This window comes from Deltaproteobacteria bacterium (genome assembly GCA_016875395.1).
GTDB lineage: Bacteria > Myxococcota_A > UBA9160 > UBA9160 > UBA6930 > VGRF01.
Window position 1 is genome coordinate 1 of the sequence record VGRF01000020.1, and the last position, 14,829, is coordinate 14,829.

The 14,829-nt window shown below is 71.2% G+C and carries 16 protein-coding genes; 6 read left to right on the forward strand and 10 right to left on the reverse strand.

Features of this window, described 5'->3' with window-relative positions:
- Nucleotides 1-40: 40 nt before the first annotated feature.
- On the forward strand, nucleotides 41-556 hold the full coding sequence (locus FJ091_14865) for a YfiR family protein (GenBank protein ID MBM4384632.1): 516 nt from the start codon (nucleotides 41-43) through the stop codon (nucleotides 554-556).
- A complete protein-coding gene (locus FJ091_14870) occupies nucleotides 553-2,535 on the forward strand; it encodes a HAMP domain-containing protein (GenBank protein ID MBM4384633.1) in 1,983 nt (660 codons plus the stop codon). The genes FJ091_14865 and FJ091_14870 overlap by 4 nt, the downstream gene beginning before the upstream one ends.
- A gap of 252 nt (nucleotides 2,536-2,787) precedes the next feature.
- On the opposite strand, the gene FJ091_14875 is transcribed toward FJ091_14870, so the two are convergent.
- Together FJ091_14875 and FJ091_14880 are read right to left on the reverse strand one after the other, a co-directional pair.
- A complete protein-coding gene (locus FJ091_14875) occupies nucleotides 2,788-3,174 on the reverse strand; it encodes a hypothetical protein (GenBank protein MBM4384634.1) in 387 nt (128 codons plus the stop codon).
- Complete coding sequence (locus FJ091_14880) at nucleotides 3,171-4,460, reverse strand: hypothetical protein (protein ID MBM4384635.1); 1,290 nt, start codon at nucleotides 4,458-4,460, stop codon at nucleotides 3,171-3,173. The genes FJ091_14875 and FJ091_14880 overlap by 4 nt, the downstream gene beginning before the upstream one ends.
- Nucleotides 4,461-4,518: 58 nt before the next feature.
- Here FJ091_14880 and FJ091_14885 point away from each other — a divergent pair, with 58 nt between their 5' ends.
- The gene (locus FJ091_14885; protein MBM4384636.1) at nucleotides 4,519-4,812 is read left to right on the forward strand and encodes a hypothetical protein; all 294 of its coding nucleotides are present in this window, start codon (nucleotides 4,519-4,521) and stop codon (nucleotides 4,810-4,812) included.
- Here FJ091_14885 and rdgB read toward each other — a convergent pair.
- The 3 genes from rdgB to FJ091_14900 are packed head-to-tail and all read right to left on the reverse strand — an operon-like array spanning nucleotide 4,809 to nucleotide 6,934.
- On the reverse strand, nucleotides 4,809-5,408 hold the full coding sequence (rdgB, locus tag FJ091_14890) for an RdgB/HAM1 family non-canonical purine NTP pyrophosphatase (GenBank protein ID MBM4384637.1): 600 nt from the start codon (nucleotides 5,406-5,408) through the stop codon (nucleotides 4,809-4,811). The genes FJ091_14885 and rdgB overlap by 4 nt on opposite strands.
- A 6-nt stretch (nucleotides 5,409-5,414) precedes the next feature.
- Nucleotides 5,415-6,149 carry a ribonuclease PH gene (gene rph / locus FJ091_14895; protein MBM4384638.1) on the reverse strand — a complete coding sequence of 245 codons (735 nt, stop codon included), beginning with the start codon at nucleotides 6,147-6,149 and terminating at the stop codon, nucleotides 5,415-5,417.
- On the reverse strand, nucleotides 6,149-6,934 hold the full coding sequence (locus tag FJ091_14900; protein MBM4384639.1) for an N-acetylmuramoyl-L-alanine amidase: 786 nt from the start codon (nucleotides 6,932-6,934) through the stop codon (nucleotides 6,149-6,151). The genes rph and FJ091_14900 overlap by 1 nt, the downstream gene beginning before the upstream one ends.
- A 102-nt stretch (nucleotides 6,935-7,036) precedes the next feature.
- On the opposite strand from FJ091_14900, the gene FJ091_14905 reads away from it, so the two are divergent.
- Nucleotides 7,037-9,142, forward strand: a complete 2,106-nt coding sequence (locus FJ091_14905) for a VWA domain-containing protein (GenBank protein MBM4384640.1) — start codon at nucleotides 7,037-7,039, stop codon at nucleotides 9,140-9,142.
- Nucleotides 9,143-9,187: 45 nt separating this feature from the next.
- Here the strand turns inward: FJ091_14905 and FJ091_14910 are convergent, their stop codons facing one another.
- The 4 genes from FJ091_14910 to FJ091_14925 form a co-directional block, all read right to left on the reverse strand.
- Entirely contained in the window at nucleotides 9,188-10,270 is a 1,083-nt protein-coding gene (locus FJ091_14910; GenBank protein MBM4384641.1) for a methyltransferase domain-containing protein, read from the reverse strand.
- A gap of 37 nt (nucleotides 10,271-10,307) precedes the next feature.
- Nucleotides 10,308-10,808: a YkgJ family cysteine cluster protein gene (locus tag FJ091_14915; protein MBM4384642.1), complete on the reverse strand. Its 501-nt coding sequence runs from the start codon at nucleotides 10,806-10,808 to the stop codon at nucleotides 10,308-10,310.
- 66 nt (nucleotides 10,809-10,874) lie between these two features.
- Nucleotides 10,875-11,492: a hypothetical protein gene (locus tag FJ091_14920; GenBank protein MBM4384643.1), complete on the reverse strand. Its 618-nt coding sequence runs from the start codon at nucleotides 11,490-11,492 to the stop codon at nucleotides 10,875-10,877.
- A 140-nt stretch (nucleotides 11,493-11,632) separates the two neighbouring features.
- Nucleotides 11,633-11,785, reverse strand: a complete 153-nt coding sequence (locus FJ091_14925) for a hypothetical protein (protein ID MBM4384644.1) — start codon at nucleotides 11,783-11,785, stop codon at nucleotides 11,633-11,635.
- A gap of 84 nt (nucleotides 11,786-11,869) precedes the next feature.
- Here FJ091_14925 and FJ091_14930 point away from each other — a divergent pair, with 84 nt between their 5' ends.
- Nucleotides 11,870-13,033: an MFS transporter gene (locus FJ091_14930; protein MBM4384645.1), complete on the forward strand. Its 1,164-nt coding sequence runs from the start codon at nucleotides 11,870-11,872 to the stop codon at nucleotides 13,031-13,033.
- Nucleotides 13,034-13,087: 54 nt separating this feature from the next.
- On the opposite strand, the gene FJ091_14935 is transcribed toward FJ091_14930, so the two are convergent.
- On the reverse strand, nucleotides 13,088-13,561 hold the full coding sequence (locus FJ091_14935; GenBank protein MBM4384646.1) for a hypothetical protein: 474 nt from the start codon (nucleotides 13,559-13,561) through the stop codon (nucleotides 13,088-13,090).
- 131 nt (nucleotides 13,562-13,692) lie between these two features.
- On the opposite strand from FJ091_14935, the gene FJ091_14940 reads away from it, so the two are divergent.
- On the forward strand, nucleotides 13,693-14,826 hold the full coding sequence (locus tag FJ091_14940) for a PilT/PilU family type 4a pilus ATPase (GenBank protein ID MBM4384647.1): 1,134 nt from the start codon (nucleotides 13,693-13,695) through the stop codon (nucleotides 14,824-14,826).
- Nucleotides 14,827-14,829: the final 3 nt, after the last annotated feature.

The window sequence follows — 14,829 nt, forward strand, 5'->3', positions numbered from 1 at the left end:
AGAGAGCGCCCCCGCGGGGGGGGGGGGGGGGGGGGGGGGGATGCGTCGTTCGTTGCGCCATCTCGCAATCTCGCTGCTCAGCATTCTCGCGCTGAGCGCGGCGCCAGCGCTCGCGAACTCCGCGGAGGATCAAATCCGCGCGACGTTCATCCTGTTGCTCAGCAAGTACGTGACTTGGCCGGACGGAGCGTTCGCCTCTCCGACAGCTCCCATCGTCGTCGCCGTCGTCGGCAACCCCGCGCTCGCTGAACGGATGCGCGCACTGGCGAATGGCCAGGTCCTCGAAGGGCGCGCCTTCGAGGTTCGCGCCGCCGCGGACGCCGCAAGCGCCGCTGGAGCGCACATCGTGTTCGTCTCCTCGCCCGACGAGTCGAGAGCGCTCGCCAGCGCGAAGCCGATCCGCATCAGCGAGAAGCCGACGAAGCTCGCCGACACCGACATCGCGATTCGCCTGGAGTCCGGCCGCGCCGCGTTCGCAGTGAACCGCGGCGACGTCGCGAGGCGCGGCCTCAAGCTCAGCTCGAAGCTGATGCGGCTTGCCTCGAGCTTCGAATGAGCCAGCAGACGTCGCTTCGCGCCGCGCTCACGCGCTCCATGCTGCTCGCGACCGGCGGTGCGCTCGGCGTCGCGTTGGCGGCGATGCTCGCGCTCGAGGCTTACGTGGTGACGCGCGATGCGGAGCGCAGCCTCGCGACCGTCGGCGAGGTGATCTCGACGTTCTCGCAGGCCGCGTTCGAGTTCGACGACGCCGATGCCGCAGCGGAAGCCCTCGCGACGCTCGCCAATCAGCCCGACGCGGCGTACGCCGTTCTCGTGAAGCCCTCGGGTGAAGTCTTTGCGTCGTGGGGCGAGATCCCGGAGGATGTCGCCGCGCTCCCCGAGCAAGCGTCCGGCGCCTCCCTGCTCGCCAATCAGTCCGTTTGGAAGGCTTCGATCAGCTCGGGCAGCCGCTCGCTCGGCACGCTGGTGCTGAGCACGAGCTTGAACGGCGCATTCGCGCAGATCGCCTCGATGGCGGCCGTGATGACTGCGATCGCGCTCGGCGCGTTCGCGATCGCCGCCGTGCTCTCGGGCCGTTTGCGCGACGAGATCGCACGCCCTCTCGCGGAGCTCGCCCGCAGCGCCGAGGCGATGGCGGGCGGAGACCTACGCGCCGAAGCCAAGATCGCGCGCGAAGACGAGATCGGCGGACTCGCAAGCAGCTTCAATCGCATGGGCCAGAGCCTGCGTGCCCTCGTCGCGCAGGCGCGCGAGAGCTCGCACGCCATCGCGGGCGAAGCGAAGCGCCTCTCCGACGCAGGCAACGCGATGCTCGACGACGCGCGCCAACACGAAGGCGCCGCAGCCGACACCGCGACCTCCGTGGAGCAGCTGAGCACCCAGGTCGCCGAGCTGAGCCGCACGACGGGAGTTCTCGCGGAGAGCGCGAAGCAGGCGAGCGACACCACCGCCGCGACCGACCGCGCCCTCACCGCTTCGGCGAGCGGCGTGAACCAGCTGTTCGAGACGGTGGACGAAACCGCTGCCTCGGTGCTCGAGCTCACGGCCGCCGTGCGCCAGATCGCCGGCAACGCGAGCCAACTCGGCGATGCCACCAAATCCACCGCCGACGCGATGCTCTCGCTCGATCAGGCCCTGCGCGAAGTCGAGAGCAACGCGCGCGAGAGCCGCGATGCGACGCAGCAGGCCGCCGACGCAGCCCGCAGCGGCGAGGCGGCGGTAGACCAAGTCGTCTCCGGGATGGGCGCCGTCGCGCACGGATTCGGCGAGGTCGAGCGCATCGTCGGCGACCTCGCGCAGCGCTCGAAGGCGATCGAGCAGGTGCTGCGGGTCATCGAGGAAGTCGCGGATCAGACGAACCTGCTCGCGCTCAACGCCGCGATCATCGCGTCGCAGGCCGGCTCGCACGGACAAGCTTTCTCGGTCGTGGCGGCCGAAGTGAAGGGCCTCGCCAAGCGCACCGCCGCATCCGCGCGCGAGATCGGCAGCTCCATCGGCTCCGTGCTGAAGGGCATCGACGCCGCCGTGGCAGCGACCTCGTCCGGCGCAGAGCGCGTGCGCGAAGGCACGCGGCGCTCGGAGGAGGCCGGCGCTGCGCTGCGCGTGATTCGCACGAGCGCCGAGCGCTCGAGCGGCGCGGTCGACGCAATCGCGCGCGCGGCCGAGGATCAGGTGCGCGGCATCGAGACGTTTTCGGCGGAGCTGATGCGCGTGCGCACGATGGTCGACGAGATCGGCCGCGCGACGCGCGAGCAGGACAACGCGGGCGGCGACATTCAGCGCGGCATCGAGACCGTGCGCGATCTCGCAGAGGGCCTGAAGCGCTCGACGGGCGACCTCTCGGACCAGAGCCGCGTCTCGTCGCGCGCCGTCGAGAGCGTCGCGACGGCGCTCACGCAGATTCGCGACGGCGCCGAATCCCAGCGCGCCGCCGCCGGCCACATCCTCGAGGCGACGCACGTCTTCCGCGATGGCGCTGCCGAAACCACGCGCCGCGCCGAGTCGATGCGCGCGACGGTGAAGGCGCTGCACTAACGCAGCGCGGCGCTGGAACGGGAGCTGGGGCGGTTTACGGGGTAGGTGGGGTGCGGGGCGTCTTGCCGTTTCTCGACACCGAGATCCAGCGCCTCTTGCTTGTCGACTTCGCAAACCGCGTCGAAGACTCCGCGGTTTGCTGCGCGCTTCGCTTGCGGTCTCGGCCGACATGCTTGGGTGGAGCGTTCGACTGCGAGGGTGTTCTGGCGTTTGCGTGGCGCGTCGGTCTTGGTTGCTCTGGCTTGCGCCCAGTCAGCTCGTGGCTTGGGCGTTGGCTGCTTGCGAGCTCCGGTTGCTGCATGGATCGCCGTGCGCGACTTCGAAGCCGGTGATCCAGTCTGAGGGGGGAGCTTTGCCGGCGGGGTCGATGCAGCGGAGGCGGAGCTCGTTGAGGAGGGAGCTGGCGTCGAGGGCGACGCATTGGCCGGTTGTTAGGCGTGGATGCTCGGGGTGCGGGATCCACGCGGCGGACGCGCGGTCGTAGAGCTCGAGCTCGATCGTCTCGGTTTCGCAGTCGCCGCGGGGGAAGTAGACGAGCTCGCGCGCCTGCGCTGGCGGTCCGGCGGCGCTGCTCGCGGGTGGAGCCATGCACGCCGCCGCTGCGCCGATTGCGAGCGCCAACCCGAGCATGCGCGTCATCGGCGCAGCTCGCGCATGCGCGCCGACACTTCGGGATGCGCGCGCAGGTACGCGGCGAAGCTCGCGATGCGGGGCTCCTCGGCGAGTGCGAGCAGCTGCGCGCGCTGCGGCGCGGCGAGGTTCGACGCGAGCAGGATGCGGCGCCCGCTCGCCTCGACGAAGAGCGTGCCGAGCACGGCGGCGCGCGATCTCACGACGCGCGCCAGGCGCTCGGCCGCGGCGGGCTCGTCGAGCTGCACGAGCCAGGCCGCGCCCTCCTCGCCTCTGCACGCGAGCAGCCACGCGCGATCGCCATCCCAGCCCGCGCCGCCGATTTCCGCGGCCGCCGCAGACGCGCAGCGATCGAGCAGCCACACGCGCGCGCCGAGCTCTCCATACGTGTTGGTGGCCACGACGCGGCAGCCGGGCACGCGCGGCGCGCGCGGAAGCTGCGCGAGCGGCGTGCGCTGCGAGGCATCCAGGTACTGCGCTGGGTGCAGCAGCTCTTCGCTGCTGAGCGGCGGGTCCGCAGCGGCGGCGTCGAGCGCGGGAGGGCCGCCGCGCCGCGCGAGGCGGTCGGCGAGCGCATAGCCGAGCGGATATGTCGCCGTGGTGGACTCCGCGAGGAGGCGCGGGAAGCCGTCCAAGGACGCGATCTGGGCGCGGAACTGCACGTCGAAGGCGGCAGGATCCGGCGGCGCGGGGCCGCCGCGCGCCGCAGCATCGTGCAGCTCCACCCAGGTGGCCTCACCTTCGAGCAGCGCGGAGAGCGCGAACGCGATGTCGTCGTCGCCGGCGAGGCCGAACAGCGCGCCTAACAGCTCGCCGCGCTGATCTTGCAGCGCGTGCACGAGCTCGTGCACTTCGAGCGAGCCGCCGCTCGCGGCACCCGCCGACTCCGCGCCGGCGACGGCGTAGAAGGCGCGATCCGCCTGCGAGTACATCCCGGCGATGCTGCCGCTCGCGAGCTCGAGCAGCAGTGCGCGCAGATCGGCCCCCGGCGGCACGAGGCCGAGCGCCGCGGCGAGGCGCGACTCGGCCGCGAGCTGCTCGCGAGGGGCGAAGCGGTCGATCTCGGCGTCGAGCAGCCGCTCGACGTCGGCGGGCGCGATCTCGAACGCGCGCACGGGCTCGGTGAAGCGCGCGCCGCGCACGGCCTCGACGCGCGCGACGAACGGAGCGAGCGCTTCCGGCGCGATCGGCGCGAGCTGCACCTGCGTTGCCGGCGCGTCCGGGGGCGAGGGCGGCGCACAAGCAGCGAGCGCGAGGACCAGCGCGAGGGCGAGCGCCGAATGCGAGCGAGACATGGGCGCGACCGTAGCCGCGAGCGAGTCACCCGCGGCCCCGCGCGAGCCACTCCCCCGCATGACCACGCCGCAGCGCCGCCGCTTCGACCACTTCGCGATCGAGCTGTCGCTCGCGATCGGCGAGCGCGTCCCGCGCCATGCGCTGTGGGAAGCGTGCGCGCGCCACCTCGAATCGGCGGCTGCGCTCGGCGCGTTCTGCCGCGCTGGCCTCAGCGAGTTCCTCGCGAGCGTCGGCGCGGCGCCGCTCGAAGGCCGCGCGAGTGCGCGGCTCCTGCACGAGGTCGCGCGCTTCGATCCCGCGCGCCGCACGCCGGAAGAGGTGCTCGGGTCGCTCTTCGCGAGCCGGCCCTAGCGCTCCGGGAGCAGCGCGAGCGCGGGTGCGAGCGCCACCAGCGCGCGGGCGCGATGCGAGATGCGGTTCTTCTCCGCCTCGGCGAGCTCGGCCATGCTGCGCTCCTCGCCGGCGGGCGCGAACACCGGGTCGTAGCCGAAGCCGCCGGCGCCGCGCGGCGCTTCGAGAATGCGCCCGGCGCACTCGCCGCGCCCCTGCCACGTCTCGCCGCTCGGCAGCGCGAGCGCGGCGAGGCAGACGAAGCGCGCAGCGCGCGACGCGCTCGGGCCGCGCTCCGCGAGCTCGCGCAGTAACAACTGCACGCGGCCCGCGTCGTCGAGGGCGTCGCCGCCGTAGCGCGCGGAGAGCGGACCCGGCGCGAAACCGAGCGCTTCCACCTCGATGCCGGAGTCGTCGGCGAGCGCGGGCAGGCCGCTCGCGCGGGCCGCGCTGCGCGCCTTCGCGAGCGCGTTGGCGGCGTAGTCCGAGCCTTCGGGCGGCAGCTTCACCTCGGGATGCGCCGCGAGGCTCTCGGGCGCGAAGCCATCGCCGAGCAGCACGGCGAGCTCGCGCAGCTTGCCGCGGTTGCCCGTGGCGATCAGCAGGCGCGTCGGCATCGCTCGTTAGGGGGTCACGCCCGCGGCTTCGAGCGCGGCGCGCTGGAGGCGCGTCAGCTCCGCGATGCCCGCGAGCGCGAGCGAAGTCATCTGCTCGAGCTCCTCGCGGGAGAACGTCGCGCCCTCGCCGGTGCCCTGCACTTCCGCGAGCCGCCCACTGCCCGTCGCCACGACGTTCATGTCCACCTCGGCGCGCGAGTCCTCCTCGTACGGCAAGTCGAGCACGACGCGACCACCGACGACGCCCACGGACACGGCCGCGATCGAGTCGCGCAGCGGGCTCTTGTCGATCGCGCCGCGGCGACGCAGCCGATGCGTGGCGAGCGCGAGCGCGGTGTAGGCGCCCGTGATCGAGGCGGTGCGCGTGCCACCGTCGGCCTGCAGCACGTCGCAGTCGACCCACAGCGTGCGCTCGCCGAGCGCCGCGGGCTCGACGATCGCGCGCAGGCTGCGGCCGATCAGGCGCTGGATCTCGAGCGTGCGGCCGGACTGCTTGCCCTTCGCCGCCTCGCGCTCGGTGCGGCGATCCGTCGAGCCCGGCAGCAGCGAGTACTCCGCGGTGACCCAGCCCTTGCCTTGCTTCTGGAGAAAGCGCGGCACGGTCTCCTCGACGCACACCGTGCACAGCACCTTGGTCGCGCCGAACTCGCACAGCACCGAAGCGAGGGGATTGTCGGTGAAGTCCGGGATCAGTCTCACCGTCCGCAGCTGCTCGGGCAGACGCCCATCGAGCCTCTTCATCACTCGCCTCCGCTTGCGGCCTTCATTCCCGCGCGCGCGTCTTGCTGCTCGCGAAACGCGGCGATCGCGCGCGCGAGCCCGCTCGCGATGCGCTCGCGCTCCGCGCCTTTGCGCAACGCCTTCTCGTCGCTCGGGTTGGTAATGAAGCCCACCTCGACGAGAACCGCCGGCATGCGCACGCCCATCAGCACGACGAACGGCGCCTGCTTCACGCCGCGCGAGCGAGCGGCGCCGCGCGAGAGCTCGCCCTGCGCGAGGCGCGCGAACGCCTGCGAGTCGGCGAGATGCTGCGTCGCGAGCAGGTCGCCGAGGATCGCGAGCACGGGGTCGCCTTCTGCGAGCTTCGCCGCGCCGGCGCCGAAAGCCGCGTTCTCGGCGCGCGCAAGCTCTTCCGCTGCCTCGTCACTCGCTTCGGGCGAGGCAAAGAACGTCTCGATGCCGCGCACGCTCGCGCTGCGCGAGGCGTTGGCGTGAATCGACAGGAACAGATCCGCACCCGCGGCGTTGGCGATGCGCGTGCGCTCGTCGAGCGAGACGAACGCGTCGCCCGCGCGCGTGTGCGAGACCGCGATGCCGCGCGCGCGCAGCTTCTTCGCGAGCCGCTGCGCGAGGTCGAGCACGAGCTCCTTCTCGACGAGGCCTGCGGGCCCTTCGGCGCCGCGGTCGTCGCCGCCGTGGCCGGCGTCGATCACGACGCGATCGAAGCGATCGCGCGCGCGCGGCGTCTCTCCGAGCGCTGGCGCCGTCGAAAGCGCGAGCGCGCACGCGAGCGTGAGTGCTCTCACGAAACTCCCCCCGAGGTCGCAACGTATCGGAAGCCGCGCGGAACCTGGAGCCCTGCGCGCGTTTCTGGCAGCACCGAGTCGCTCCCTTATCTTGGCCGGCCCATGAAGTCACCGCGCCTTCTGACGTTCGCCCTCGTCTCCCTAATCGGTGCCGCCGCACTCGCAGCGGACCCCGCCGTCGTGCGACCGCGCATGCAGGTGGGCAAAGAAGTGTTCACCGCGGGCACCGCGTTCTTCATCGCCGCGAAGAACGACGAGGGCGCCGTGGCGGTGGCGACCGCGCACCAGTTCGAGATCGGAAAGCTCGTACGCACGACCGAGGTCAGCTTCGAGACCGCGCGCACGAAGCGCCGCGCGAGCGTCTCGAGCCGCTTCCTCGTCGCGCCGGGCAAGGCGTTCTCGTCGGCGACGGAGGGCGTGCTGTCCGAGGACTTCATGGTGTTCGCACTCGACCTGAAGCCGAGCGGCGTGCGCGTGCTCGAGCCCGACGTGAACCCCGTACAGAGCACGCTCAATCAGCGCGTGCGCATCCTCGGCGTGCCGAGCGGCACCAGCGCCGACGAGGACGACCTCTTCGGCACCGTGCGGGCCGCGACCGAGGGCCGCATCGAGGTGCGCCTCGACGTACCCGCAGATCTGCGCGGCTGGGGCGGCGCGCCGGTCGTGCGGTATCCCGGCGACCAGGTCATCGGAATCCTCGAAGCCGCCTGGCCCGAGGAGAACGAGGGCACGCTGCGACTCGGCATCGCGCCGATCGGCGCGGTCCTCTCGGCGATGACGAAGCCGCTCGCAGCCGGGCGCGGCGAAGCGTTCGCGAAGTTCGTGCACCTCGCGCCGAAGGAGGAGATCGACGCGGTCGCGAAGGCGCCGTCCGTCGGCGACGACGTCGACATCGGCGAAGAGCGCGAGCTCGCACAGGGCGAGGCGCTGCTCGGCGAGGCGGGCGCGCTCTCGACGACGCTGAAGCTCGAGATCGAGGAGCCGCACGACGGCGGGATCGTGGGCAGCCCCGAAGGCGCCTTTCTTGCGGGCCGCGCGCTCGCGCTGCTCGGCGAGTTCAAGCGTTTCGACGTCATCGTCGTGATCGACACCTCGAGCTCGACGAGCGGCGCCTCGGGTGCGGACATCAACGGCAACGGCGTCGTCGGCGCGTCGGGGCTCTCGGGCATCTTCAAGCAATCCGACCCCGGCGATTCGATTCTCGCCGCCGAGATCGCCGCGGCGAAGCGCGTGATCGAGAGCCTCGACCCGCGCAACACGCGCGTCGGAGTCGTCTCCTTCGCGGGCGAGTCGGGTCAGCGCGACCCGTACACGGGCATGATCTACGAGAGCAACATGCCCGCCGCGATCACCGAGGAACCGCTCACCACGAACTTCGAGCGCGTCGGCAAGTCGCTCGACCGCATCTTCAAGCGCGGGCCGCAGGGCGCGACGAACATCACCGAGGCGGTGCGCATGGCGGTGCGCGAGCTGCGCGGCTTCCGCGGCAGCCTCTCGAAGCCGGACTCCGGCAGCCAGAAGGTCGTGATGTTCTTCACCGACGGCCGGCCCACCGCGCCGTACCCGATGGAGTTCAGCTCCGAGAACACGCGCTCCGTGCTGCGCGCGGCCTCGCAGGCGCGCCGCGCGGACGTGCAGATCCACACGTTCGCGATCGGCAAGGAAGCGCTCGATAACCCGATCACGTGCGTTCAGCTCGCGGCCTACACCGGCGGCTACTTCTTCCCCGTGAGCACGCCCGGTGACCTCCCGAACGTCGTCGAGCAAGTGAACTTCGCGAACCTCGAGTCGCTCGAGATCAAGAACCTGACGAACGGTTCCGGCGCGAGCGAGACGATCATCAACGCCGACGGCTCGTTCGGCGCGCTCGTCCCGGTGCAACCGGGGCTCAATCGCCTCGAGGTCGTGGCGAAGGCGACGGACGGCACGTTCGCGCGCGAAGAAGTGACCGTGAGCTACGCGCCCGGCGCGCCCTCCGCGACGCTGCCGCGCGAGCTCGTGGCGATGCGCAATCGCCTGCTCGAGCGGCGCCTGATCGCGATCAAGCGCGGGCGCATCGAAGCGGAGCGCGAGGCGGCCGAGACCGCGCGCAAGGAGCTCGAGATCAAGATCAAGCGCGAGCGCGAGGCGGCGACCGCCGAAGCCGAGAAGGAGCGCCGCAGCCTGCGCATCGAGCAAGCGCCGGAAGACGAGGAAGATGACCGGTAACGACTCGCGCTCTGCACGCGCGGCGCGAGCGGAGCCGACGCGGCTTCAGGGCCTCGCTTCGTAGAACGCGTTCACCGCGTGATCGATGTCGAGGCGCTTGAAGCGCGTGAAGCCTGCTGCCCCGGTCATCTCGCGCGCACAGCCCTCGTGAAAGCCGAGCGTGCCGAGGCCTAGGCCGCCCGGCTCCGAGAGTGCGGACGACATGCAGGTGAGCACCGAGAAGCCGTACATCAGCGACGCCATCGGGTTCTTCGCCACGTTTTCCTGATAAGTCGGCAGCGCCTTGATGTCGGCGATCCAGAGCACGCCATCGGGCGCGAGCGCTCTTCGGATCGCGGCCAGCGCACGCTCGGGATGCGTCATGTCGTGCAGGCAGTCGAAGGTGAGCGCGAGCGCGAACGAGCCGTCCGCCGGCAGCGGCTCCTCGTCGACGTGATGGAACGTCACGTTCGTGACGCCGGCCGCGCGCTTGTTCTCCTCGGCTCGCGCGAGCGCGAAGCGAGACAGCTCGTAGCCGTGGAAGTCGCTCCTCGGAAACGCCTTCGCGAGCTCGATCAGCGCGGCGCCCGAGCCGCAGCCGACGTCGGCCGCTTTCGCGCCCGCCTCGAGCTTCGCCTTCAGGCCCTCGATCGCGGGCACGCCCACGCGCACGAGGAAGTTCTTCACCCAGGGCGCGAAGCCACGCTCGATGCCGCGCGCGCCCTCGGGACCGATCGCGTCGTAGGGCAAGCCCACGCCGCTCTGGAACGCGCCGCGCAGCTGCTCCACCAGCGCGAGGGTCTTCGGCAGCTGCGAGAACATGCCCGCGCCGAACGCGGGGTGGCGCTCGTTCGCGAGCACCGCGGCGCCTTCGGGCGAGAGCGCGAAGCGGCCGTCGGGCAGCGTGTCGAGAATTCGCGCCGCGCCCTGGTTGTAGAGCCACTCGCGCACCCAGCGCTCCGCGAGCTTCGTGCGGCCGGCGAGCTCCTGGGACGTCGCGGGGCCGCCCTCCGCGAGCGCGCGGTAGAGGCCGAGCTCGTCGCCGAGGTAGACGAGCGACGAGGTGACCGCGCCGTTCAGCAGGCCGAAGACGTGCTTGGCGTATTCCTTGAGCTTCTCGGAGTCGAGCTTGCGCTGGATGGTGTCCATGCGCGCAGCATGACGCAGCCCCGCGCGCCGCGGCTAGCTAGCGCGCGCGCGACTTCGCGCGAACCCGCAGCAGCTCGCGCTCGTGGCCGGTCGCGTGCTTCTTTGCGACGTGCGCCTGGTAGCGCGCGAAGGCGCGCGGCCGCGTCTTCTCGAGCCACGCGAGGAACTCGCCCGCGCTCACCCACGCGAGCTTGTCGGGCGGGCCGTCGGCGGGCGTGAAGCGCTGCTCGCACTCGCGCCAGTCGAAGTCTTTGCAGATGGCGGGGCGTGCTTCGTACACGCCGCAGAGCCCGGCGGGCGAGAGATGCTCGCAGCGCGTGCGGAACAGCACGTGCCACGCGTCGTCCCAGTCGACGAAGACCTCGACGTTCGCGTGGTAGAGGTACCAGACGACCTGGTCGTACTCCTTCGGCGTCGTCGGCCCGTCGATCTCGACCGCGACGTAGGTGCAGCACTTGGCGCACTCGAAGCAGGGGTGATCGTTCTCTTTCTCGATCACGGGCAATAACAACTCGCCGTTCTCGTCTCGCCGGTCCACGCGCGCGGGCTCCCTAACAGGGGCGCGCACGGTATCGAACGCTGCGCCCAGGTCATGGCCCGCGCGCTAGCGCGTGGCCGCGAGCTCCCGGGGCGTGTACTCGCGCGTGTCGCTGAACAGCTTGAGCGGCGCCCAGCCGGGCACCTCGGACATGCGCGGCATGCCGCGCGTCATTGCGCCGGTCGGGTCGATCACGAAGGGGTCGTCGGGGCTCTCGAACCAGAGCGTGACCATGTGGTGTTGGCCGTCGCTCTCGCGGTAGACGATCGCGCGGAAGACTTCCTGCTCGGGGATGCCGAGGTCGCGCAGCAGCGTGAAGGGCAGCAGCTCGAGTCCGTCGCAGTCATCGCCATCCGCGGCGAGCGTCTCCTCGAGCGTGGCCCAATGGTCGAAGGCGCCATCGGGCCGGTAGTGGCTACGCGAGTTCTCCTGGATCCACGCGGCCACCTCGCGCACCTGCGCGCGGCGCTGCTCGCGCCGGAACGCCTCGAACTTCTCGCGCAGCGTCGCGCTGTCTGGCGCAGCCGCCGCCTCGGGGGCGCCCGACACGGAGGCCGGCGCCTCGGCGACGTCGGCCTGCGCGGCGCGCTCGCGCGCCTGCCAGCCGGCGATCTTCGGGCTCCACGGATCGTCGAGAGCCGGGGCGCTGAAGTATGCGAACGGCCCGATCGCGCGATCTGCCATGGGCATGTGCGCGCAGCCCGGCGTCAGTGACGCGACGAGCAGCAGAGATGCAACGATTCGGCGGGCAGCGCGAGGACAGGGCATGGCCCTGTTCGCATCGGCTCAGGCGTGCGGCGAGTTGAGCGCCGCCCCGCAGGACTTCAGGCCGGAATCGGGGCGCCCATGCGCACGAGCGCGAACAGGATCAGGACGAACGCGACGATCGCGGGGATCCCGCCCACGATGTAGAGGATCGCCACCGCGTCGACTTTGCCCTTGGGCTCTTGCTGATCCGACATCGTTTCCTCGCGCATCACCGAGAGTTCGTGGAAGGCGGCGCACAGTACCCACGAGCGTTTCCGGCGTCGAGGTGTTCTTCTGTGCGGGAGGGGGATCGCGTGGAGCTTCGGCGGAAAGTCGCGCTCGTCGCGGCGCTGTACTTCGTCGAGGGCTTCCCGATGGGGATTTTCTCCGACGTGTGGCCCGTCTACCTGCGCGACGCCGGCGCGAGCCTGGAGACGATCGGGCGCATGTCGCTGCTCGGTCTCGCCTGGACGCTGAAGGCGCTCTGGGCGCCCGCCGTCGACGCCGTCGGCGAGTGGCGGCGCTGGATCACGGCCGCGCTCGTCGTGATGGCGTGCGCCGTCGCGCTGCTTCCCGGGCACGCGGCGGGCAGCGCAGCGATCGTCCTGATCCTCGCGTTTTGCCTCGCCTCGGCGACGCAGGACATCGCGATCGACGCTTCGGCCGTCGCCCTGACCGCACGCGGCGAGGAGGCCCAGCTCTCGTCGGTGCGCGTCGCGGTGTATCGCGTCGGGAAGCTCGCCTTCGGCGCGGGCGGCCTCGTGCTCGCCGACCAGCTCGGCTGGGCCACGCTGCACGGCGCGTTCGCGCTCGCGATCGCGGTGTTCGCGCTCGCCTCGCTCGCGCTGCCGCGCCTCCAAGGCGTCGCGAGCGAGCGCGCCGACTGGCTGCGCGGGCTCAGAAGCCTCGCGCGGCCGGGCTTCGTCGGCGCGCTCGGATTCCTCGTGTTCTTCCGCCTCGGCGATCTCGCGATGGGACCGATGGTCGGCCCGTTCTGGCGCGACCACGGGCACTCGCTCACACAGATCGGCCTGATCCCGAGTGGCGTCAGCGCACTCATGGGCATTCTCGGCGCGGCGCTCGGCGGCGTGCTCGTCGCGCACACGTCGATCGCGAAGGCGCTCGTCGTGGGCGGCGCCCTCGCCGCCGCGTCGAACCTCGGATACGCCGCCGCCGCGGTCGCCGGCGCGCCGCTCGCCGCCGTGACGGGTGCATCGCTCGCCGAATCGATCTGCGGCGGCGTCGCGAGCGTGACGCTGGTGAGCCTGCTCGTGGGCGCGTGCGAGCGCGAGCACGCGGGCACGCAGTTCGCGGTGCTGACGGCGCTATCGCCGCTCGTGGGGCGCCTCGTGGGCGGCGTCTCGGGCGATGTCGTCTCCGCGACGAGCTACGCCGCGTGGTTCGCGCTGACCGGTGCGCTGACGCTGCCGGCGCTCGCGTTCGTGCCCGCGGCGGTGCGCTGGGGGCGACGCGAGTAGCCGAGCCCGAAACCGCCACTCCGTGCCGGGCACCGAGTGGCCGATGGCTCTGAGCTAACTGCGCCACTCCTCGGGCACGCCCGCGAGGTTCGCCTCGATGCCGAGCTGCCGGAGCTTGCGCTCGAGGCGCTCGATCTCCTCGCGGTGCCTGCGCAGCTCGGTGCGGAGCTGGAAGTCGACGGGCGAGCGGCTGGTGTCGGTCTCGCTGCCGGGGATCGGATTCACCGACCAGGCCGCGCCGGCGGCGTCCTCGAGCTTCACCTCGGTCGCCTCCAGGGCCTCGCGCTCCTTGACCAGATCGGCGCGCACCTCGTGGAAGCGCCGTCGCCACTCGCCGCGCGTGAGGCCGCCCTTCTTGTCCACCGCGTAGGTGCGGTCCTCGGGCAGGGTCAGCAGCTGGTCGAGGGCGACCGCGGGCTCCGCCGCGACCGGCTCCGCAGGCGGCGCCCCGGACTCCTGCGCCAGCGCAGCGACCGCGAGCCACCAACCGACGCACACCGCGCCCGCGGCGAAGCCAACCCGACGCATCACGACTGCTCCCGTGCAGGCGGCCGAGCATAACCGGCGCGGCGCGGTGTTTCGGTCAAGCGAGCCCTCGCGTTTGCCGATGAATGAGCGAATCGCTTGCCACCTCCTGAGGTTTGGGGAGCCCGCTGCGCATGGATCGCGAGAAACTTCACCGCCTGCTTCGGCTCGGGATCGAGAAGGGCGCATCCGACATTCACTTCCAAGTCGGAAATCTGCCGCTCTACCGCTTCAACGGAAACCTGGTGGAGCTGGGGTACAAGGTGCTCTCCGCGCAGGACACCGAGGCGATGGTCGCGCTCTTGCTCGAGGGCGATCCGCGCGCGCGCACGGACTTCAACGAGGTCGACCTCGCGTACGAGCTGCCCGGCGAGGGCCGCTTCCGCGCCAACATTTCTCGGCAGCGCCGCTTCTACAACATCGTGCTGCGCGTCATCCCGCTGCAGATCAAGGCGCTCGACGAGCTGAATCTTCCGTCGGTGCTGAAGGACATCGCGCAGGTGAGACGCGGCCTCGTCCTCGTCACGGGCGCGACGGGCATGGGCAAGTCCACCACGCTCGCGGGGATGATCAACGAAGTGAATCGCGCCCGGAAATGCAAGATCGTCACGATCGAGGACCCGATCGAGTTCGTGTTCACGCACGAGAAGGCGATCATCAGCCAGCGCGAGATCGGCACCGACACCGAGAGCTTTCCGGCGGCGCTGCGCGCGGCCCTGCGCCAGGACCCCGACGTGATCATGGTCGGCGAGATGCGCGACCTCGAGACGGTCGACACCTCGCTGAAGGCTGCGGAGACCGGGCATCTCGTCTTCTCCACGATTCACACGGCGGACGTGGCTTCGACGATCAACCGGCTCGTTTCATTCTTCCCGGTCGACGAGCAGCTGGCGGTACGCGGGCGCATCGCGGACAACGTGAAGGCGATCGTCTCGCTGCGGCTGCTGGTGAACAAGAAGGAAGACGCGCGCGTGCCGGCGGTCGAGATCCTGCGCTCGACTCGCTCGATCCAGGAGTGCATCCGCGACGCGACGCGCACCGCCGAGCTCACGGACTACATCGCGCGAAGCCGGCCAGAGCGCATGCAGACGTTCGATCAGCATCTGCTCGATCTGCTGAAGGCGAACAAGATCAACACCGAGACCGCGCTCGCGGCGGCGTCGAACCCGACGGACTTTCAGACCAAGCTGCAGCTCGAGGGGGACGAGGAGGTCAGCGGGTCCGACGTCGAGAAGGACGACGCTTTCGGCTCGGACGTGCGGTTCTAACCG

Bases quoted from the DNA above. Each gene is read 5' to 3' on its own strand.
- FJ091_14865 (MBM4384632.1), top strand. From the start codon at position 41: ATGCGTCGTTCGTTGCGCCATCTCGCAATCTCGCTGCTCAGCATTCTC.
- FJ091_14870 (MBM4384633.1), top strand. From the start codon at position 553: ATGAGCCAGCAGACGTCGCTTCGCGCCGCGCTCACGCGCTCCATGCTG.
- FJ091_14875 (MBM4384634.1), bottom strand. From the start codon at position 3,174: ATGACGCGCATGCTCGGGTTGGCGCTCGCAATCGGCGCAGCGGCGGCG.
- FJ091_14880 (MBM4384635.1), bottom strand. From the start codon at position 4,460: ATGTCTCGCTCGCATTCGGCGCTCGCCCTCGCGCTGGTCCTCGCGCTC.
- FJ091_14885 (MBM4384636.1), top strand. From the start codon at position 4,519: ATGACCACGCCGCAGCGCCGCCGCTTCGACCACTTCGCGATCGAGCTG.
- rdgB (MBM4384637.1), bottom strand. From the start codon at position 5,408: ATGCCGACGCGCCTGCTGATCGCCACGGGCAACCGCGGCAAGCTGCGC.
- rph (MBM4384638.1), bottom strand. From the start codon at position 6,149: ATGAAGAGGCTCGATGGGCGTCTGCCCGAGCAGCTGCGGACGGTGAGA.
- FJ091_14905 (MBM4384640.1), top strand. From the start codon at position 7,037: ATGAAGTCACCGCGCCTTCTGACGTTCGCCCTCGTCTCCCTAATCGGT.
- FJ091_14910 (MBM4384641.1), bottom strand. From the start codon at position 10,270: ATGGACACCATCCAGCGCAAGCTCGACTCCGAGAAGCTCAAGGAATAC.
- FJ091_14920 (MBM4384643.1), bottom strand. From the start codon at position 11,492: ATGGCAGATCGCGCGATCGGGCCGTTCGCATACTTCAGCGCCCCGGCT.
- FJ091_14925 (MBM4384644.1), bottom strand. From the start codon at position 11,785: ATGCGCGAGGAAACGATGTCGGATCAGCAAGAGCCCAAGGGCAAAGTC.
- FJ091_14935 (MBM4384646.1), bottom strand. From the start codon at position 13,561: ATGCGTCGGGTTGGCTTCGCCGCGGGCGCGGTGTGCGTCGGTTGGTGG.
- FJ091_14940 (MBM4384647.1), top strand. From the start codon at position 13,693: ATGGATCGCGAGAAACTTCACCGCCTGCTTCGGCTCGGGATCGAGAAG.